This window comes from Streptomyces griseoluteus, from assembly GCF_004784465.1.
In the GTDB taxonomy this organism is placed as follows: Bacteria; Actinomycetota; Actinomycetes; order Streptomycetales; family Streptomycetaceae; genus Streptomyces; species Streptomyces griseoluteus.
Window position 1 is genome coordinate 341313 of the sequence record NZ_SRRU01000002.1, and the last position, 19156, is coordinate 360468.

17 protein-coding genes and 1 riboswitch are annotated in these 19156 nt (G+C 69.8%); of the genes, 12 read left to right on the forward strand and 5 right to left on the reverse strand.

The features are described from left to right. Nucleotides 1-10: 10 nt before the first annotated feature. The gene (gene nadA / locus E5082_RS07005) at nt 11-1195 is read right to left on the reverse strand and encodes a quinolinate synthase NadA (RefSeq protein WP_135790400.1); all 1185 of its coding nucleotides are present in this window, start codon (nt 1193-1195) and stop codon (nt 11-13) included. 262 nt (nt 1196-1457) lie between these two features. Between nadA and erpA the strand changes: the two genes are divergently transcribed. Then, nucleotides 1458-1814: an iron-sulfur cluster insertion protein ErpA gene (gene erpA / locus E5082_RS07015; protein WP_030807593.1), complete on the forward strand. Its 357-nt coding sequence runs from the start codon at nt 1458-1460 to the stop codon at nt 1812-1814. A gap of 78 nt (nt 1815-1892) precedes the next feature. Here the strand turns inward: erpA and E5082_RS07020 are convergent, their stop codons facing one another. Further along, on the reverse strand, nt 1893-3482 hold the full coding sequence (locus tag E5082_RS07020; RefSeq protein ID WP_135790402.1) for a hypothetical protein: 1590 nt from the start codon (nt 3480-3482) through the stop codon (nt 1893-1895). A gap of 108 nt (nt 3483-3590) precedes the next feature. Next, entirely contained in the window at nt 3591-3785 is a 195-nt protein-coding gene (locus E5082_RS07025) for a hypothetical protein (RefSeq protein ID WP_135790403.1), read from the reverse strand. A gap of 131 nt (nt 3786-3916) precedes the next feature. Here E5082_RS07025 and E5082_RS07030 point away from each other — a divergent pair, with 131 nt between their 5' ends. After that, nucleotides 3917-4891 (forward strand): carbohydrate kinase family protein, encoded by a 975-nt coding sequence (locus E5082_RS07030; RefSeq protein WP_135790404.1) that lies wholly within the window; start codon nt 3917-3919, stop codon nt 4889-4891. Between the two features lie 100 nt (nt 4892-4991). Here E5082_RS07030 and E5082_RS07035 read toward each other — a convergent pair whose 3' ends face one another. Then, entirely contained in the window at nt 4992-6386 is a 1395-nt protein-coding gene (locus E5082_RS07035) for a cysteine desulfurase/sulfurtransferase TusA family protein (protein ID WP_135790405.1), read from the reverse strand. A gap of 325 nt (nt 6387-6711) precedes the next feature. Here E5082_RS07035 and ctaC point away from each other — a divergent pair, with 325 nt between their 5' ends. The 4 genes from ctaC (at nt 6712) to E5082_RS07055 (ending at nt 11235) form a co-directional block, all read left to right on the forward strand. Next, on the forward strand, nt 6712-7704 hold the full coding sequence (gene ctaC / locus E5082_RS07040; protein WP_373309983.1) for an aa3-type cytochrome oxidase subunit II: 993 nt from the start codon (nt 6712-6714) through the stop codon (nt 7702-7704). Continuing rightward, entirely contained in the window at nt 7701-9434 is a 1734-nt protein-coding gene (ctaD, locus tag E5082_RS07045; RefSeq protein ID WP_135790406.1) for an aa3-type cytochrome oxidase subunit I, read from the forward strand. Before ctaC ends, ctaD begins: the two co-directional genes overlap by 4 nt. Beyond that, on the forward strand, nt 9431-9829 hold the full coding sequence (locus E5082_RS07050) for a cytochrome c oxidase subunit 4 (protein ID WP_135790407.1): 399 nt from the start codon (nt 9431-9433) through the stop codon (nt 9827-9829). Before ctaD ends, E5082_RS07050 begins: the two co-directional genes overlap by 4 nt. 143 nt (nt 9830-9972) lie before the next feature. Next, complete coding sequence (locus E5082_RS07055) at nt 9973-11235, forward strand: L,D-transpeptidase (RefSeq protein ID WP_135790408.1); 1263 nt, start codon at nt 9973-9975, stop codon at nt 11233-11235. 53 nt (nt 11236-11288) lie between these two features. On the opposite strand, the gene E5082_RS07060 is transcribed toward E5082_RS07055, so the two are convergent. Next, nucleotides 11289-11690 (reverse strand): response regulator, encoded by a 402-nt coding sequence (locus E5082_RS07060; RefSeq protein WP_030810343.1) that lies wholly within the window; start codon nt 11688-11690, stop codon nt 11289-11291. A gap of 145 nt (nt 11691-11835) precedes the next feature. On the opposite strand from E5082_RS07060, the gene ctaE reads away from it, so the two are divergent. The 6 genes from ctaE to E5082_RS07090 all read left to right on the forward strand — a co-directional run bounded on the left by ctaE (nt 11836) and on the right by E5082_RS07090 (nt 18983). Further along, the gene (ctaE, locus tag E5082_RS07065; protein ID WP_030810341.1) at nt 11836-12456 is read left to right on the forward strand and encodes an aa3-type cytochrome oxidase subunit III; all 621 of its coding nucleotides are present in this window, start codon (nt 11836-11838) and stop codon (nt 12454-12456) included. Nucleotides 12457-12516: 60 nt separating this feature from the next. After that, the gene (qcrC, locus tag E5082_RS07070) at nt 12517-13329 is read left to right on the forward strand and encodes a cytochrome bc1 complex diheme cytochrome c subunit (protein ID WP_135790409.1); all 813 of its coding nucleotides are present in this window, start codon (nt 12517-12519) and stop codon (nt 13327-13329) included. Next, the gene (gene qcrA / locus E5082_RS07075) at nt 13326-14384 is read left to right on the forward strand and encodes a cytochrome bc1 complex Rieske iron-sulfur subunit (protein ID WP_135790410.1); all 1059 of its coding nucleotides are present in this window, start codon (nt 13326-13328) and stop codon (nt 14382-14384) included. The genes qcrC and qcrA overlap by 4 nt, the downstream gene beginning before the upstream one ends. After that, nucleotides 14381-16018 carry a cytochrome bc1 complex cytochrome b subunit gene (gene qcrB / locus E5082_RS07080; protein WP_135790411.1) on the forward strand — a complete coding sequence of 546 codons (1638 nt, stop codon included), beginning with the start codon at nt 14381-14383 and terminating at the stop codon, nt 16016-16018. Before qcrA ends, qcrB begins: the two co-directional genes overlap by 4 nt. A 149-nt stretch (nt 16019-16167) precedes the next feature. Further along, nucleotides 16168-17232: an anthranilate phosphoribosyltransferase gene (trpD, locus tag E5082_RS07085; protein ID WP_135790412.1), complete on the forward strand. Its 1065-nt coding sequence runs from the start codon at nt 16168-16170 to the stop codon at nt 17230-17232. Between the two features lie 108 nt (nt 17233-17340). Further along, nucleotides 17341-17457, forward strand: a riboswitch (SAM riboswitch). Nucleotides 17458-17627: 170 nt separating this feature from the next. Further along, on the forward strand, nt 17628-18983 hold the full coding sequence (locus tag E5082_RS07090) for an aminotransferase class V-fold PLP-dependent enzyme (RefSeq protein WP_135790413.1): 1356 nt from the start codon (nt 17628-17630) through the stop codon (nt 18981-18983). Nucleotides 18984-19156 lie beyond the last annotated feature (173 nt).

The following is a 19156-nucleotide window of genomic DNA, read 5'->3' on the forward strand; positions in this document are numbered from 1 at the left end:
CGGGGGAGCCCTACGGCAGCGCCAGCATCCGCTCCAGCGCCAGCTTGGCGAAGGCCTCCGTCTCGCGGTCGACCTCGATGCGATTGACCAGGTTGCCCTCGGCCAGGGACTCCAGGGCCCAGACGAGGTGGGGGAGGTCGATGCGGTTCATGGTGGAGCAGAAGCAGACCGTCTTGTCGAGGAAGACGATCTCCTTGCCCTCGGGCGCGAACCGGTTGGCCAGCCGCCGGACGAGGTTCAGCTCGGTGCCGATGGCCCACTTGGAGCCCGCCGGGGCAGCCTCCAGCGTCTTGATGATGTACTCCGTGGAGCCGACGTAGTCCGCCGCGGCCACGACCTCGTGCCGGCACTCGGGGTGCACCAGGACGTTCACACCGGGCACCCGCTCACGCACGTCCTCCACCGACTCCAGGCTGAAGCGGCCGTGCACGGAGCAGTGCCCGCGCCACAGGATCATCTTCGCGTCCCGGAGCTGCTCGGCGGTGAGTCCGCCGTTCGGCTTGTGCGGGTTGTAGAGGACGCAGTCCTCCAGGGACATCCCCATGTCCCGGACGGCGGTGTTGCGTCCGAGGTGCTGGTCGGGCAGGAACAGCACCTTCTCGCCCTGCTGGAAGGCCCACTCCAGCGCCCGCTCGGCGTTGGAGGAGGTGCAGATGGTCCCGCCGTGCTTGCCGGTGAACGCCTTGATGTCCGCGGAGGAGTTCATGTACGACACCGGTACGACCTGCTCGGCGACGCCCGCCTCGGTCAGCACGTCCCAGCACTCCGCGACCTGCTCGGCCGTGGCCATGTCGGCCATCGAGCAGCCGGCCGCGAGGTCCGGCAGGACGACCTTCTGGTCGTCGGTGGTGAGGATGTCCGCCGACTCGGCCATGAAGTGCACACCGCAGAACACGATGTACTCGGCGTCCGGACGGGCGGCCGCGTCACGGGCCAGCTTGAAGGAGTCACCGGTGACGTCCGCGAACTGGATGACCTCGTCCCGCTGGTAGTGGTGGCCGAGGACGAAGACCTTGCTGCCGAGCTTCTCCTTGGCCGCGCGGGCGCGCGCCACGAGGTCCGGGTCGGACGGCTCGGGCAGATCGCCGGGGCATTCGACGCCCCGCTCGCTCCTCGGGTCGGCCCCGCGGCCGAGCAGCAGCAGGGCGAGCGGAGACGGCTGTACGTCGAGCTGCGGGGTCTGGGCGGTGGTCACGGCACCTACCCTTTCTACTTTTCGTCTAACTGACGTTATCTATCATAACCGCTTCACGTCACTTTGACGATGGCCATAGCGTCCATGTGACGTGAATCCCGGCCTGTCCGGCACCGGGCCGCTGCCCCCTCTTCCGCCCGTGTGCGAGCATGAAGGAAGAGCGAAACGCGGCCAGACCGTCCGCCCGGCCCGGAATGAATCGGCCGGCGCGCCGGTTGCACTGGTCGGAAAGCAGTCTCCGTACAACTTGGGAGAGATGTAGATGTCCGTATCGGACGAGACCAGCACCGTCACCGACGGCATCATCGTGACCGACGCCGCCGCGGCCAAGGTCAAGGCGCTCCTCGACCAGGAAGGCCGGGACGACCTCGCCCTTCGGGTGGCCGTCCAGCCCGGCGGCTGCTCCGGTCTGCGCTACCAGCTCTTCTTCGACGAGCGCTCGCTCGACGGCGACGTCGTGAAGGACTTCGACGGCGTCAAGGTCGTCACCGACCGCATGAGCGCCCCCTACCTGGGCGGCGCCACGATCGACTTCGTGGACACGATCGAGAAGCAGGGCTTCACGATCGACAACCCGAACGCGACGGGCTCCTGCGCCTGCGGCGACTCCTTCAGCTAAAACCGGCCCCACAGTCGTGACACGACGGCGGCGGCTCCTCCTGGTGAGGGGCCGCCGCCGTAGTCGTGTGCGGAGGTGTCAGCGGGACAGCGGGCTCTGCTCCGCCTCCGGCACCCGGTCGCCGTCGGCGCCGACCACCGCGCGGTCCCCGAGGGGGGCGGCCAGGGAGACGGTCCGGGTGTACTCCTTGCCGATCGCGATGCAGTTGCCCGGCCGGCGCTTCTCGGTGACCGTGACCGTCACCCGGCCCGCGCTCTCCCGCGCGGCCACGCGGTACTCGGCGCACACCCCGCCCAGGAAGCGCACGGTCAGCTTCCGGCCCTCGGCGCGGTAGCCCTCCACCGTCACCCCTCGCTCCTTCGGCGCCCCGGCCGAAGGGGCGGGGGAGGCGAGGTACTCCGGGTCGACCGCCGGATGCGCCACAGTGAAGGTGCCGCGGGCCGCCGAGCCGCGCACCTCGAACAGCCAGGACGGTACGAGGGCCTGGCGGCCGTCCACCGGCTGCGCGGCGAGCCCGAACACCGCCTTCTCGACCGTCACCGCATCGTTCTTCGGTGCGGCGGGGGAGCCGCTGGACGCTCCGCACGGCTGCTCAAGGCGGTCCTTCAGCGGCACCGGGCTCGCACACCCGCCGATGCCCATCCGGTGGCCCCCGGCGGGCTGCTCGTTCATCAGCTTCACCGTGTCGGCCGCGCCCAGCACGGGATACGTGTCGCCCTTCGTGAGCCGCGCCAGCATGCCGTGGCCGCCGACGATGTCGCCCTTCTCGTCCACGGTCAGACCGGTCGTCCAGCCGTAGGTGGGCAGACCGTCCACCACCGGGTCGGCGTTCACCACCCGGCGGCCGCCCATCACCTGGCTCGCGTCGAGCTTCGCGTCGTCCTGCCCCAGCGCCTTCAGCACCGGCCGCGCCACCCGCTCCGCCTCCGCCGTGCCGACCGGCTCGTCCGCCGGGGCGGCGGGGTCCTGCGCACAGACGGTGACCTTGCGGCAGTTGTCGGTGCCGGGCGCGTAGCGCGTGTACGACCAGTCGGCGCCGGTGACCCGCAGGACCGGCCCGCCCTCCCGCTCTCCGGCCCGCCAGCCGTTGCCGTCGGCCACGGGCCTGCCGTCGATCCCCAACGCCTCGGCCAGGCGGGCGACTTCGTCCTTGCCGGCCTTGTCCCCGGCCAGGTGGACGGGGGCGGAGCGGGGGCCGTCGGGGAGGTCGCCCTTGATGACGTAGTGCACGTGGCCGTTCGGGTCGGGTTCGCCGACGGCGATGCCGGGGGCGCCGGTGCCGGGCTTGCTGTCCAGGGCGAGCGGCGGGGGAGCGCCCTTGCTCCCGGCCCCGGCCTGCTTGCCGTCGGACCCGGCTCCGGAGGCCAGCCAGGCGCCTCCGCCGCCGACGAGCAGGACGGCGGCGGCGACAGAGGCGACGATCGCGGCGGTACGGGGGCGCCCGGCGGGGGCAGGAGGGGGTTCCTCACCCGTCCGGGTCTTAGCGGCCTCGGCGGTCTCAGCGGGCTCGGCAGTCTCCGAGGTCGCGGCGGGCTCAGCGGGCTCGCCGGTCTCCGAGGTCGCGGCGGGCTCCTCCGCCGACACCGACGCCGACGCCGATGCCTGCTCCGGCGAAGGCTCCGGCTCGGCCTCCGCCTGGTCCGGGTTCTCGGGTCGCTCCTTGGTCACCGCATCGCTCCTCGCTGCTCGTGCCCCGCGTCTCCCGCGCGGGGGACGGCGGTGGGACGCGCGGGGGGAGCGCACGGTTCCCTTCCGTGCGCCCCGGCGAGGGCCGGCTCAGTCGCCGTAGTCGGACATCGCGTCCACCAGCCGTGCCGAGCGGGCCGGCACCCGGACCCCGTGGATCAGCGAGGGCGGGACCGGGCGGGTGGCCGGGTGCTCGGGCGGGGCCCAGTGGGGGGCCATACGGGCACAGTCGCCGCGCAGCGCGGGAAGGTCCACTTCGAGGTCGTCGGGCCTGAGGTTCGTCATGAGCGCACCGTAGGCACGGCAGGGCCGGTGAAGAAAGATCTACTATCGGGTAGTTTTCCCCGCTTCAGCGGCTGCCCGATTACGGGTAGCGTGAACTGTCAGCTCCCCCTCCCGCCAGGAGAACGCCTGCCGTGCGCATCGCAGTCACCGGCTCCATCGCCACCGACCACCTCATGACCTTCCCCGGCCGCTTCGCCGACCAGTTCGTAGCGGACCAACTGCACACGGTCTCGCTCTCCTTCCTCGTCGACAACCTGGACGTGCGCCGGGGCGGAGTGGGCGCCAACATCGCCTTCGGCATGGGCCAGCTCGGCACCCGGCCGATCCTCGTCGGCGCCGCGGGCTTCGACTTCGACGAGTACCGCTCCTGGCTCGACCGCCATGGCGTGGACACCGAGTCGGTCCGTATCTCGGAGACCCTGCACACGGCCCGTTTCGTGTGCACCACCGACTCCGACCACAACCAGATCGGCTCCTTCTACACCGGCGCCATGAGCGAGGCCCGGCTGATCGAGCTGAAGACGGTCGCGGACCGGGTCGGCGGGCTGGACCTCGTGCTGATCGGCGCGGACGACCCGGAGGGGATGCTCCGGCACACCGAGGAGTGCCGGTCCCGCGCGATCCCGTTCGCCGCGGACTTCTCCCAGCAGATCGCCCGTATGGAGGGCGAGGAGATCCGGATCCTGCTGGACGGCGCGACCTACCTGTTCTCCAACGAGTACGAGAAGGGGCTCATCGAGTCCAAGACCGGCTGGAGCGATGAGCAGATTCTCGCGAAGGTCGGGCACCGGGTGACCACGCTCGGCTCGCGGGGCGTGCGGATCGAGCGGGTCGGTGAGGACCCGATCGAGGTCGGGTGCCCGGACGAGGAGCGCAAGGCCGACCCCACGGGTGTGGGCGACGCCTTCCGCGCCGGGTTCCTGTCCGGGCTCGCCTGGGGGGTCTCGCTGGAGCGGGCGGCTCAGGTCGGGTGCATGCTGGCGACTCTCGTCATCGAGACCGTGGGCACGCAGGAGTACCAGCTCCGGCGGGCGCACTTCATGGACCGGTTCACCAAGGCGTACGGCGAGGACGCGGCGGCCGAGGTTCGTGAGCACCTGAGCTGACGTCTGTGCCTCGACGGGTCCGTGGTGCGCCGCGGGCCCGTTCGGGCCGGCCGCGCCCACGGGGCGGAGCCGCGAATTCACTACAGCCCCACGCCCCTGGTCACCTCGGCCCCTCCGACTGGCTCACCCGGCGGACGATGTACGCCGTTCCCCGCTCCGCTTCCTCCTCGCCCACGTACTCCTGCCCCCGCATCTCGCACCACGCCGGGATGTCCAGGCGGGCCGCCTCGTCGTCCGAGAGGACGCGGACCGTGCCGCCCAGGGGGACGTCGGGGAACACCTTGGCCAGTTCGATCACCGGGATCGGGCAGCGTTTGCCGAGGGAGTCGACCACCAGCTCCGCCGCGCGTTCCTCCACCCGGGGCTCCGGAGCGCCGAGCTGGGAGCGGACTCCCGCCACCACGCCCGGCAGCACCTCCAGGAAACGGTCGACCTCCTCCGACGCCACGCCCGACGGAAGCGACACGCGGACGTTGCCCTCGCTCAGTACGCCCATCGCCTTGAGCACATGGCTCGGGGTCAGGGTGCCGCTGGTGCAGGAGGAGCCGGAGGAGACGGAGAAGCCGGCCCGGTCCAGCTCGGTCAGCAGCACCTCGCCGTCGACATAGAGGCAGGAGAACGTGACGATCCCCGGCAGCCGCCGCTCCGGATCGCCCACCACCTCCACGTCCGGCACCAGCCGCGGCACCCGCGCCCGGATCCGCTCGGTCAGCTCCCGCAGCCGTACCGCCTCGGCGTCGGCCTCGGCCCGTACCGCCCGCAGCGCGGCCACGGAGGCCACGATCGCCGGGATGTTCCCGAAGCCGGAGACGCGCCCCGACTCCCGTTCCTCGCCCGGCCCCTGGGCCGCGAAGCGCACACCCTTGCGCACCACCAGCAGACCCACGCCCGAGGGGCCGCCCCACTTGTGCGCGCTGGCCGTCAGCAGCGACCAGCCCTCGGGCACCGGGCCCCAGCCCAGCGACTGGGCCGCGTCCACCAGCAGCGGCACCCCGGCCGCCCGGCAGGCCCCGGCCACCTCGGCCACCGGCTGCACGGTGCCCACCTCGTGGTTGGCCGACTGCAGACACGCCAGCGCGGTGTCCGTACGCAGCGCCTCCGCGTACGCCGACGGGTCCACCGCCCCCGCCCGGCTGACGCCCACTCGGGTGACAGCACCGCCCCCGGCCTCGAACGCGTCCGCCGAATGGAGGACCGAGGAATGTTCGACCGCTGACACGATCAGGTGACGTCCGACGCGCCGCCGCCCGGCCAACGCCCCGGCCACACCGTCGTGCACGGCCCGCGTCCCGGACGACGTGAACACCACCTCGTCCGCCCGGCACCCCACCGCCTCGGCCGCCGCCTCCCGGGCCGCGTCCAGCAGCAGCCGCGCCCGCCGCCCCTCCCGGTACAACCGCCCCGGATCGGCCCACCCCTCGTCCAGAGACGCCAACAACGCCTGCCGCGCCACAGGATGAAGCGGGGCCCCGGAAGCCACATCGAAGAAAGCCACAGGCCCACGTTAGAACGAGCGTCACGTGTCCCCACCTCGAGGGGCGCGGCGCTGTGTCCATGTGCGGCTCCGCCGCGGGGCGCGCCCAGCCCAAGCGGCGCCGCACAAAACCCCAAACCGGAACAACAACGGCGATTGGCCCCCCAGCAACACCCCTCAGAACGACCCGACGACGCGTATGCCCCCCTCCCCGCGAACCGTCGGAGACCGTCGGCTAGGGTTTGGTCCGCATAAACATCCAAACCCCTGCCCGACGCAGGGCGGCGACCGACCAGCGAGAAGGCCGCAGCCGACCGCGCGGGCGAGACTCTCGGGAAGGCGCTACGTGAGTCCCAACGGCTCCGACCTCCCCCTTCGCCCGAAAGGCGTGGGCGGTACCCCCAAGCCGCGGCGCGCGACGCGGCGGAAGCTGCTCCAGGCACTGACCGCGGGCCTGGTCCTTGCGACCGCGACCGGTTGCACATACAAGGACTTCCCCCGCCTTGGCATGCCCACCCCGACCACGGAAGAGGCTCCCCGCATCCTCTCCCTGTGGCAGGGCTCGTGGGCGGCCGCGCTCGCTACCGGCGTGCTGGTGTGGGGCCTGATCCTGTGGAGCGCCATGTTCCACCGGCGCAGCCGCACCAAGGTCGAGGTTCCGCCGCAGACGCGGTACAACATGCCCATCGAGGCGCTGTACACGGTGGTTCCGATCATCATCGTCTCGGTGCTCTTCTACTTCACCGCGCGGGACGAATCGAAGCTCCTCAGCCTGGAGAAGAAGCCGGACGTCACGGTCAACGTGGTCGGCTTCCAGTGGAGCTGGGGCTTCAACTACATCGAGAACGTGCCGGGTTCCACCGGTGACGCCAAGAAGGACCCGAACCTCGCGGCCATCCCCACGCGGTTCGTGGACCAGTTCCCGGCCAACGCCGGTGGCGTCTACGACGTCGGTACGCCGGGTACGCGGAACCCGCAGACCGGCAACCCCGGCCCGACGCTGTGGCTGCCCAAGGGCAAGACGGTCCGCTTCGTGCTGACCTCGCGTGACGTCATCCACGACTTCTGGGTCGTGCCCTTCCTGATGAAGCAGGACGTCATTCCGGGCCACACCAATGCCTTCCAGGTGACCCCCAACAAGGAGGGCACCTTCCTGGGCAAGTGCGCGGAGCTCTGCGGCGTCGACCACTCCCGGATGCTGTTCAACGTGAAGGTCGTCTCCCCCGAGCGGTACGAGCAGCACCTCAAGGACCTCGCCAAGAAGGGGCAGACCGGTTACATTCCCGCCGGCATCGCGCAGACGAGCCACGAGAAGAACCGGGAGACGAACAACCTGTGAGCATCCTCAATGAACCCCAGGGTGCCGGCGCGACCGAGGACTCGAACGACAACGAGTTGTTGATCCGGCGCAAGCAGCCCGGCAACGTCGTGATCAAGTGGCTGACGACCACTGACCACAAGACGATCGGCACGCTGTATCTGGCGACGTCGTTCGCGTTCTTCCTCATCGGTGGCGTGATGGCGCTGCTCATGCGTGCCGAGCTGGCGCGCCCGGGCATGCAGATCATCTCCAACGAGCAGTTCAACCAGGCGTTCACGATGCACGGCACCGTGATGCTGCTGATGTTCGCGACGCCGCTGTTCGCCGGTTTCGCCAACTGGATCATGCCGCTGCAGATCGGCGCGCCCGACGTGGCGTTCCCGCGGCTGAACATGTTCGCCTACTGGCTCTACCTGTTCGGCTCGACCATCGCCGTGGGTGGCTTCCTCACCCCGCAGGGCGCGGCCGACTTCGGCTGGTTCGCCTACTCCCCGCTGTCGGACGCGGTCCGTTCGCCGGGTGTCGGCGCCGACATGTGGATCATGGGTCTGGCCTTCTCCGGCTTCGGCACGATCCTCGGCTCGGTCAACTTCATCACCACGATCATCTGCATGCGCGCTCCGGGCATGACGATGTTCCGCATGCCGATCTTCGTGTGGAACGTGCTGCTGACCGGTGTGCTGGTCCTGCTGGCCTTCCCGGTGCTGGCCGCCGCGCTGTTCGCCCTGGAGGCGGACCGCAAGTTCGGGGCCCATATCTTCGACGCCGCCAATGGCGGGGCGCTGCTGTGGCAACACCTCTTCTGGTTCTTCGGCCATCCAGAGGTGTACATCATCGCGCTGCCGTTCTTCGGCATCATCTCCGAGATCATCCCGGTGTTCTCGCGCAAGCCGATGTTCGGCTACATGGGCCTCATCGCGGCCACGATCGGCATCGCCGGTCTGTCCGTGACCGTGTGGGCGCACCACATGTACGTCACCGGCGGTGTGCTGCTGCCGTTCTTCTCCTTCATGACGTTCCTCATCGCGGTCCCGACCGGTGTGAAGTTCTTCAACTGGATCGGCACGATGTGGAAGGGCTCGCTGTCCTTCGAGACACCGATGCTCTGGACGACCGGCTTCCTGATCACCTTCGTCTTCGGTGGTCTGACCGGTGTCATCCTGGCCTCGCCGCCGCTGGACTTCCACGTCTCGGACTCGTACTTCGTGGTGGCGCACTTCCACTACGTGGTGTTCGGCACCGTGGTGTTCGCGATGTTCGCCGGCTTCCACTTCTGGTGGCCGAAGTTCACCGGCAAGATGCTGGACGAGCGGCTCGGCAAGATCACCTTCTGGACGCTGTTCATCGGCTTCCACGGCACCTTCCTGGTCCAGCACTGGCTGGGCGCCGAGGGCATGCCCCGCCGCTACGCCGACTACCTGGCGGCCGACGGCTTCACCGCGCTGAACACGGTCTCGACGATCGCCTCGTTCCTGCTCGGCCTGTCGATCCTGCCGTTCCTCTACAACGTGTGGAAGACCGCCAAGTACGGCAAGCCGGTCGAGGTGGACGACCCGTGGGGCTACGGCCGTTCGCTGGAGTGGGCGACCTCCTGCCCGCCGCCGCGCCACAACTTCCTCACCCTGCCGCGGATTCGCAGCGAATCCCCGGCGTTCGACCTGCACCACCCCGAGATCGCCGCGCTGGAGCAGCTTGAGCACGCCGGTCACGGCGCCGCCATCGCGGGCAGCAAGGAGGCCGGCAAGTGAAGATCCAAGGTCGGATGTTCTTCTGGCTGAGCATCTTCGTCCTGGTCATGGCCGTCGTGTACGGCGTGTGGTCGAAGGAGCCGGCCGGCACCACGGCGCTCTTCCTGGCCTTCGGCCTGTGCATCATGATCGGCTTCTACCTGGGCTTCACCGCCCGGCGGGTCGACGCGGGCGCGCAGGACGACAAGGAGGCCGACGTCGCGGACGGCGCGGGCGAGCTGGGCTTCTTCAGCCCGCACAGCTGGCAGCCGCTGTCCCTGGCGGTCGGCGGTGCGCTGGCCTTCCTGGGCATCGCGGTCGGCTGGTGGCTGCTGTACTTCTCGGCACCCCTGATCGCCATCGGCCTCTTCGGCTGGGTGTTCGAGTACTACCGCGGTGAGAACCGCACCCAGTAGGACCCGGCAGCACAGCGCAGGACCCGGCGGGAGCCCGGACACTCCATCAGGAGGGTCCGGGCTCCTCCCTTTGCCGCAGTGGTCCGTCCCTCGTACGGGTTACGTGCCGAGCCAGTGAGGCCCTCATCTCATAGCGTGATCGTATGAATCAGACTCCGCGGACCCGCACCGTGGTCAGCTCCGCCATGCTGGTGGCCGCCCTCGGCGCGGGCGTCACCGGCTGCGGTTCGGACGGCAATGCCCTGTCGTCCAGGCCGTACGACGCGGCCGACCAGATCGTCTTCAACGCCCCCACCGACAAGGCGAAGCAGGTCGATCCGGACAAGCCCCTCGAGGTCACGCTCAAGAGCGGCGAGGGCCGGATCACCGACGTCACCGCCATGGACGCCACAGGCCGCTATGTGGCGGGCGAACTCGCCGCCGACGGTGGACGCTGGCACAGCACCTCCCCGCTGGCCGCCGACGCCCACTACACGGTCCGCGTGAGCACCGAGGACGAGGACGGCGCCCCCGGCCGCAAGGTCCTCAACTTCGCCACCAGAAAGACGGCGAGCAAGAAGAGCCTGGGTCTCACCTTCGGGCCCGAGGCGGGGGAGTACGGCGTCGGACAGCCCATCACCGCCAACCTCGACCAGCCGGTCAAGGACAAGGCCCAGCGGGCCGTGGTGGAGAGCGGGCTGCGGGTGGACTCCGTCCCCGCCGTGCAGGGTGCCTGGTACTGGGTCAGCGACAAGGAACTCCACTACCGGCCCAAGGAGTACTGGCCCGCCCACGCCACCGTCAAGGTGCACAGCAACCTCGACGGGATCAAGATCACCGACCGGCTGCGCGGTGGCAAGAGCAAAGACCTGAAGATCACCATCGGGGACAAGGTGGAGGCCATCACCGACGCCGCCACCCACCAGCTCACGTTCTACAAGAACGGTGAGGCGATCAACACCATCCCGATCACCACCGGCAAGCCCGGCTTCGAGACCCGCAACGGCGTCAAGGTGGTCCTGGAGAAGCAGTACTTGGTACGGATGCGCGGAACCACCGTCGGCATCGCCGAGGGCAGCTCCGACTCGTACGACCTGCCGGTGTACTACGCCACTCGCGTCACCTGGTCGGGTGAGTACGTGCACGCCGCGCCCTGGTCGGTCGGCTCACAGGGCTCCGCCAACGTCAGTCACGGCTGCACCGGCATGAGCACCGGGAACGCCGAGTGGTTCTTCGACCACGTCCGCGTCGGCGACATCGTGAAGGTCGTCAACTCCAACGGCCATGCCATGGAGGACTTCGGCAACGGCTTCGGCGACTGGAACGTGGACTGGAAGAAGTGGGGCACCGGCAGCGCCCTCACCGGGGCCGCCCAGAACGGCTCCGCGTCCAGGGACTCCGTACGCCTGCGCCCCGCCGCCGCATGAGGCTCCGGGGTGCGGGAGCCGGGCGGGTCCCCGCACCCCTCCAGCGGGCCGTTCTAGGCGTTCTGGAGGCGCTTGCGGCGCAGCAGGGAGGCCAGCGCCTCCGCGAACTCCATCGGGTCGACCGGCAGCGTCACCGCCGCGTCGGCCCGGCTCCAGGTCGCCAGCCAGGCGTCCTGGGGACGGCCCATGAGCAGCAACACCGGCGGAGCGCCGAAGACTTCGTCCTTGATCTGCCGGCAGACCCCCATGCCGCCCATGGGCACCGCCTCGCCGTCCAGCACGCAGACGTCGATGCCGCCCCGGTCCACCTCGCGCACCACGGCCTCGGGCGTGGCGCACTCGACGAACTCCACCAGCGGCACGTCCGGGGCCGGCCGGCGTCCGGCGGCGAGCCGTACCTGTTCGCGGGTGTTGGAGTCGTCGCTGTACACCAGCACGGTGGCGGTCGGCTGCATGCTTCCTCCGAGACGTCGGCGTCTTGCGGACAGGCCATTGTGGGCCGGATGCTACTCCCCCGGACAGCACGTCAACACCGGTACGACAGGCGAAGACACTCCGAACGGCACCCCCGGAGTGAGGGCGAGATAAGCGACCGACATAATGTCGGTCGTGGCGACAGCAACGACAGTAGATACCGGGCACGCGCACCCGTCGGTCAACCGGCCGAACCTCACCAGCGTCGGAACCATCATTTGGCTGAGTTCCGAGCTGATGTTCTTCGCGGCCCTCTTCGCGATGTACTTCACCGCTCGATCGGTGACCGGACTGGATCACTGGAAGGAGATGGCGCACGCGCTGAATGTGCCCTTCTCCGCGACGAACACCACGATCCTGGTGCTCTCCTCCCTGACCTGCCAGCTCGGCGTGTTCGCCGCCGAGCGCGGGGACGTGAAGAAGCTCCGCGGATGGTTCATCGTCACCTTCGTGATGGGTGCGATCTTCATCGGCGGACAGATCTTCGAGTACACGGAACTGGTGAAGAAGGACGGCATCTCGCTGTCCTCCGACGTCTACGGCTCCGTGTTCTACCTGACCACCGGCTTCCACGGCCTGCACGTGACGGGCGGACTCATCGCCTTCCTGCTGGTCCTCGGCCGCACCTACGCGGCCAAGAGGTTCACTCACGAGCAGGCGACCGCCGCCATCGTCGTGTCCTACTACTGGCACTTCGTCGATGTGGTCTGGATCGGCCTCTTCGCCACGATCTACTTGATCAAGTAGCGGGCAAGACCCGCACATCCAGAAGCACCGACGCAGAAGATCCTGACACCGGGGTAATCCGTGAAAAAGCTCTCCGCACGACGACGCCATCCGCTGGCGGCGGTCGTCGTCCTACTCCTCGCGCTGGCGGCCACTGGGGGGCTGTACGCCGCGTTCGCGCCCGCGGGCAAGGCGCAGGCCGATGAAACCTCCCAGTCCCTGACCATCAAGGAGGGCCAGAAGCTCTACGAGGTCGGCTGCGCAAGCTGCCACGGCACCGGTGGCCAGGGCTCCTCCGACGGCCCGAGCCTGGTCGGCGTCGGCGCCGCCGCGGTCGACTTCCAGGTCGGCACCGGCCGGATGCCCGCCTCCAGCTCGCAGATGGCTCAGATCCCGGCCAAGAAGCCGATCTACACCCAGGCCCAGATCGACCAGCTCGCCGCGTACGTCGCGTCGCTGGGCGCCGGCCCGAACGTGCCGACCAAGGAGCAGTACTCCAAGGAAGGCGCGGACATCGCCAAGGGTGGCGAGCTGTTCCGCACCAACTGCGCGCAGTGCCACAACTTCACCGGCAAGGGTGGTGCCCTGACCAAGGGCAAGTACGCGCCGAGCCTCGAGGACGTCGCGCCCAAGCACATCTACGAGGCCATGCAGACCGGCCCGCAGAACATGCCGTCCTTCCCCGACACCACCATGACGGAGAAGAACAAGAAGGACATCATCGCGTACCTGAACGCGGTCAACAGCAGCGAGACCGAGAACCCCGGCGGCCTTGAGCTGGGCGGACTCGGCCCGGTCAGTGAGGGCCTGTTCGCCTGGATCTTCGGCCTCGGCGCGCTGATCGCGGTCGCCGTCTGGGTCGCCGCTCGGACCGCAAAGGCCAAGAAGTCATGAGTAGCCAAGACATTCCAGAAGAGAACCTGCCCGCCGCGCAGGACCACCCGCACGGCTCGGTGAGCGTCGCGGACGAAGAGACGCCGTTCGCCGACCCGGGCATGCCGCCGCACGAGCACCGTGCGCAGGACATCGACGAGCGGGCCGCCAAGCGGTCCGAGCGCGCGGTCGCCCTGCTGTTCACGATCTCGATGCTGGCCACCCTCGGCTTCATCGCGTCGTACGTGACGATCCCGCACGACAAGTCGATCTTCGTCTTCCCGATCGGTCACATCAGCGCGCTCAACTTCGCGCTGGGCCTGACCCTCGGTGTGGCGCTGTTCTGCATCGGCGCGGGCGCCGTCCACTGGGCGCGCACCCTGATGTCCGACGTCGAGATGGTGGCCGAGCGCCACCCGATCGCGGCGGACCCCGCCACCCGCGCCCAGGTCTTCGAGGACTTCCACCAGGGAGCCGCCGAGTCCGGCATCGGCCGTCGCAAGCTGATCCGCAACACGATGTTCGGCGCGCTGGCCCTGGTGCCGCTCTCCGGCGTCATGCTGCTGCGCGACCTCGGTCCGCTGCCGCACAGCTCGCTCCGCCACACGCTGTGGGCGAAGGGCAAGCTCCTCGTCAACGTCAACACCAACGAGCCGCTGCGTCCCGAGGACGTGGCCGTCGGCTCGCTGACCTTCGCCAAGCCCGAGGGCCTGGAGGAGACGGACGAGGACTTCCAGAACGAGATCGCCAAGGCCGCCCTGATGATCGTCCGGCTCCTGCCGGAGGACATCAAGGACAAGCAGGAACTGGCCTGGTCCCACGAGGGCATCGTCGCGTTCTCTAAGATCTGCACCCACGTGGGCTGCCCGATCTCCCTGTACGAGCAGCAGACGCACCACGTGCTCTGCCCGTGCCACCAGTCCACCTTCGACCTCTCCGACGGTGCCCGAGTGATCTTCGGCCCCGCCGGTCACGCCCTGCCGCAGCTCCGCATCGGTGTGAACGACGAGGGCTACCTCGAGGCGCTCGGCGACTTCGCGGAGCCCGTCGGTCCTGCATTCTGGGAGCGCGGATGAGTACTGAAGCGAACGAAGCCCCCCGCTCGCGCGGGAAGGCGCCGGCCGGCGAGCGCGTCGCCGACTGGGCGGACGGCCGGCTGGGGATCTACTCCCTGGCCAAGGCCAACATGCGCAAGGTCTTCCCGGACCACTGGTCGTTCATGCTGGGCGAAGTCTGCCTGTACAGCTTCCTCATCATCATCCTGACCGGTGTGTACCTGACGCTGTTCTTCCACCCGTCGATGAACGAGGTGGAGTACCACGGCAGCTACGTCCCGCTCCAGGGACAGCTGATGTCGGAGGCGTTCAACTCGACCCTGCACATCTCCTTCGATGTGCGCGGTGGTCTGCTCATCCGGCAGATCCACCACTGGGCCGCGCTGATCTTCCTCGCGGGCATGTTCGTGCACATGATGCGCGTGTTCTTCACCGGCGCGTTCCGCAAGCCGCGTGAGGTCAACTGGCTGTTCGGCTTCCTGCTGTTCGTCCTCGGCATGTTCACCGGTTTCACCGGTTACTCGCTCCCGGACGACCTGCTCTCCGGCACCGGTGTGCGCTTCACCGAGGGCGCGATCCTGTCCATGCCGATCGTCGGCACGTACATCTCGTTCTTCCTCTTCGGCGGGCAGTTCCCCGGCCACGACTTCGTGGCCCGGTTCTACTCGATCCACATCCTGCTGCTGCCGGGCATCATGCTCGGCTTGGTGGTGGCGCACCTGATCCTGGTCTTCTACCACAAGCACACGCAGTTCGCGGGTCCGGGGAAGAAGGAGACCAACGTCGTCGGCATGCCGCTGCTGCCGGTGTACATGGCCAAGGCCGGAGGCTTCTTCTTCCTGGTCTTCGGTGTCATCGCGGTCATCGCGGCCATCACGCAGATCAACCCGATCTGGGCGATGGGCCCGTACCGGCCCGACCAGGTCTCCACCGGCGCCCAGCCCGACTGGTACATGGGCTTCGCCGAGGGTCTGGTCCGCTACATGCCCGGCTGGGAGGTCAATTTCTGGGGCCACACGCTGGTCCTGGGCGTGTTCATCCCGCTGGTCCTGTTCGGTGTCGTGCTGATGGCCATCGCGGTCTACCCCTTCATCGAGTCCTGGGTCACCGGTGACAAGCGTGAGCACCACATCCTGGACCGCCCGCGCAACGCCCCGACGCGTACCGCGTTCGGCGTCGCCTGGGTCACGGTGTACATGATCGGTCTGGTCGGCGGCGGCAACGACCTGTGGGCCACCCACTTCCACCTGTCGATCAACCAGGTCACCTGGTTCGTCCGGATCTTCTTCTTCGCCGGACCGGTGATCGCGTTCATCGCCACCAAGCGGATCTGCCTCGGCCTCCAGCGCCGGGACAAGGAGAAGGTGCTGCACGGCCGCGAGACCGGCATCATCAAGCGCCTGCCGCACGGTGAGTTCATCGAGGTGCACGAGCCGCTCAGCCAGGAGCAGCTCCACACCCTGACGGCCCACCACCAGTACGAGCCCGCCGAGATCGGCCCCACGGTCGACGAGAACGGGGTCGAGCGCAAGGTGAAGCCCACCGAGCGGCTCCGGGTCAAGCTGTCCAACGCCTACTACGGCAAGGACAACCAGATCCCCAAGCCGACCGTCGACGAGTACAAGGAGATCACGAGCGGCCACGGCCACCACTGATCCCCGCGCGCGTCGCCACGCCACGGCCGAAGGGCCCCGTCCGGAACACCGGCGGGGCCCTTCGCCCTGTCCCGGCTGGATAGGGTGGGAGCGGGCACCCCGCGTGCCCCGGAACACCTGTTTTTCTCTCACACACCCAGGAGCGGCTGATGAGCGCTGTGACCCCCGCTGGAGGCGACACCGCGGCGGGCCGTTCCTGGCCCGAGGTACTCAACGCCCTGCTGGAGGGCCGGGACCAGAGTGCCGACGCCACCGCCTGGGCGATGAACCGGATCATGCGCGGCGAGGCCACGGACGCCCAGATCGCGGGCTTCCTGGTGGCGCTGCGGGCCAAGGGCGAGACGGTCGAGGAGATCACCGGGATCGTCCGGGCGATGTACGACCACGCCAATGTGATCGAGGTGCCCGGCCGGACCGTCGACATCGTCGGCACCGGCGGGGACGGCGCCAAGACGGTGAACATCTCCACGATGTCCTCCATCGTGGTCGCGGGCACCGGCGCGAAGGTCATCAAGCACGGCAACCGGGCCGCGTCCTCCGCGTCCGGTTCCTCGGACGTGCTGGAGCGGCTCGGGGTGAACCTGGAGCTGACGCCCCAGCGGGTGGCCGAGGTCGCGGAGGAGGCGGGGATCACCTTCTGCTTCGCGGTCAAGTTCCACCCCGCGCTGCGTCATGTCGGCGCCGCCCGCGGCCAGCTCGGCATCCGTACGGTCTTCAATGTGATCGGTCCGCTGACCAACCCGGCGCGGGTGCGGTCCCAGGCGGTGGGCGTGGCCAACCTGGATATGGCGCCGATCGTCGCGGGCGTCTTCGCCGAGCGCGGGAACTCCTCGCTGGTCTTCCGGGGCGAGGACGGGCTGGACGAGCTGACCACCACCTCGCCCTCGCGGGTGTGGATCGTGCGCGACGGCAAGGTCACCGAGGAGGTCTTCGACCCGCGTGACGTCGGCATCGAGCTGGTGCCGGTGGACGCGCTGCGCGGCGGCGACCCGGCGTACAACGCGATGGTGGCCCGCCAGGTGCTGGAGGGCGAGCGGGGACCGGTGCGGGAAGCGGTGCTGCTGAACTCGGCGGCGGCGCTGGTCGCGCTGGACCCGACGGAGGAGCCGCTGGCGGACCAGCTCCGGGCGGGCATGGCGAGAGCGGCCGAGTCCATCGACTCCGGGGCGGCGGCGCGCACGCTGGAGCGGTGGGTGGCCGCCAGCAACCGGTAGGAGTCCTTCTTCCGGCGCGGCGGGGAGCGGTTGCTCCCCGCCGCGCCGGCGTTCCGGCATCCGGACGGCGGTTGCGCCACGTGCTCCGTCCGGCTAGCTTCCTGATCAGGTCATGAGCGACAGCCATGCGGCCCCGGCCGGCTGTCCGGCAACCCTCCGTCCGTGGCGGGGTGCTCCGGGTGAGGACCAGGCCGTAGCCCAGAAGGTCTACGGCAAGCGCGGACCCCTCGAGAACCAGGGGTCCTGGTCGTACGAGGGAGCCTTTTTCCGTGAGCAAGCGAATGCGCTAGGGCCGCCGAGCCCCGCCTCCGCACACCCCCTTTCACCCTTCCTCCGGTGCCGCGTCCGCATGCCCTGCGCGCGGTGACTCCGGCCTGCCTCACGGGAGTTCAGCCATGTCCGTCTCCACCGCCTTCGCCCCCGCCCCCGCCGCCACCGACGTCGTCCCCGCCCCACTGCCGGTGCTCGGCCGGGACGTCCGCGTGCCGCTCGTCACCGGGGGAGAGGCCGGCTACGCCGCGCTCGACTACGCCGCCAGCGCCCCCGCGCTCCAGCGGGTCTGGGACGACGTCGCCGCCTACGCCCCCTACTACGGCAGCGTGCACCGGGGCGCCGGGCACCTCTCGCAGCTCTCCACCGAGCTGTTCGAGAACGCCCGCCGCACGGTCGCGGAGTTCCTCCACTGCCGGGACGACGACCAGGTGGTCTTCACCCGGTCCACCACGGACTCCCTGAACCTGCTGGCCCGCGCGCTTCCCGCCGGGTGCGAGGTGTACGTCTTCGAGACCGAGCACCACGCCGCGCTGCTGCCCTGGCGCAAGGCCGACGTGACCTTCCTGGACGCCCCGCACAGTCCCGGGGCGGCCGTGCGCACGCTGGAGCGGGCCCTCGTCGGCCGGGACACCGCGCGCCCCGCCCTGGTCTGCGTCACCGGTGCCTCCAATGTCACCGGCGAGGTGTGGCCGGTGCGGGAACTGACGGCCGCCGCGCACGCCTTCGGGGCGCGGATCGTGCTGGACGCCGCCCAGCTGGTGCCGCACCAGGCGGTGAGCGTGCGCGAGCTGGACGTCGACTGGATCGCGTTCTCCGGGCACAAGCTGTACGCGCCCTTCGGCTCCGGGGTGCTGGCCGGGCGGGCCGACTGGCTCTCCGCCGCCGAGCCGTACCTCGCGGGCGGCGGCGCCAGCCGCACGGTGGCCCGGCGGGCCGACGGCTCGGTGGCGGTGGAGTGGCACGAGGGCGCCGCCCGGCACGAGGCGGGTTCCCCCAATGTCATCGGCGCCTACTCGATCGCCTCGGCCTGCCGGGCGCTCGCCGAGGCCGGCCCCGAGGTGCTGGCCGCCCGTGAGCGGCACCTGCTCGGGCTGCTCCGCTCGGGCCTCGCCGAGGTGCCCGGGGTGCGGGTGCTCTCGCTGTTCGGCGACGACGCCCCGCGCGTGGGCGTGCTGTCCTTCGTGGTGGAGGGCTGGAACAGCTCCCACCTCGCCGCCGCGCTCTCAGCCGAGTACGGCATCGGTGTCCGCGACGGCCTCTTCTGCGCCCACCCCCTGGTGCACGCCCTGCTCGGCACCGGCGCCGCCGGGCAGGCCGGCTGCGGCACCGGCACCCTGAACGCCGTCCGCGTCAGCTTCGGCGCGGGCACCCCGGACGAGCACGTGACCCGCTTCGTGACAGCGGTCCGTGAACTGGTCACCAGGGGCGCCCGCTGGACCTACCGCACGGAGAACGGCCGCTGCGTCCCGGAGAGCTGAGCCGGGGCCGGGCGGCCCGGAGGCTCGACCCCGTCGGCCGGCGTCGGCTCGACGGGGGAGAGGAACGGCGGCCTGGCCGATACCCAGAAGCCGCCGTCGGCCTGGCGGCGGCCCGGTCATCCGGCAGCGGCCGGACTCCGACGGGCTGCCCCGGCGCCCGGTGGGACACAGGG

What these genes read in the sequence shown, in the direction of transcription:
- erpA (WP_030807593.1), top strand. Translation starts at nt 1,458, where the DNA reads ATGTCCGTATCGGACGAGACCAGCACCGTCACCGACGGCATCATCGTG.
- E5082_RS07025 (WP_135790403.1), bottom strand. Translation starts at nt 3,785, where the DNA reads ATGACGAACCTCAGGCCCGACGACCTCGAAGTGGACCTTCCCGCGCTG.
- E5082_RS07055 (WP_135790408.1), top strand. Translation starts at nt 9,973, where the DNA reads ATGAATCAGACTCCGCGGACCCGCACCGTGGTCAGCTCCGCCATGCTG.
- E5082_RS07060 (WP_030810343.1), bottom strand. Translation starts at nt 11,690, where the DNA reads ATGCAGCCGACCGCCACCGTGCTGGTGTACAGCGACGACTCCAACACC.
- ctaE (WP_030810341.1), top strand. Translation starts at nt 11,836, where the DNA reads ATGTCGGTCGTGGCGACAGCAACGACAGTAGATACCGGGCACGCGCAC.
- qcrA (WP_135790410.1), top strand. Translation starts at nt 13,326, where the DNA reads ATGAGTAGCCAAGACATTCCAGAAGAGAACCTGCCCGCCGCGCAGGAC.
- qcrB (WP_135790411.1), top strand. Translation starts at nt 14,381, where the DNA reads ATGAGTACTGAAGCGAACGAAGCCCCCCGCTCGCGCGGGAAGGCGCCG.
- trpD (WP_135790412.1), top strand. Translation starts at nt 16,168, where the DNA reads ATGAGCGCTGTGACCCCCGCTGGAGGCGACACCGCGGCGGGCCGTTCC.
- E5082_RS07090 (WP_135790413.1), top strand. Translation starts at nt 17,628, where the DNA reads ATGTCCGTCTCCACCGCCTTCGCCCCCGCCCCCGCCGCCACCGACGTC.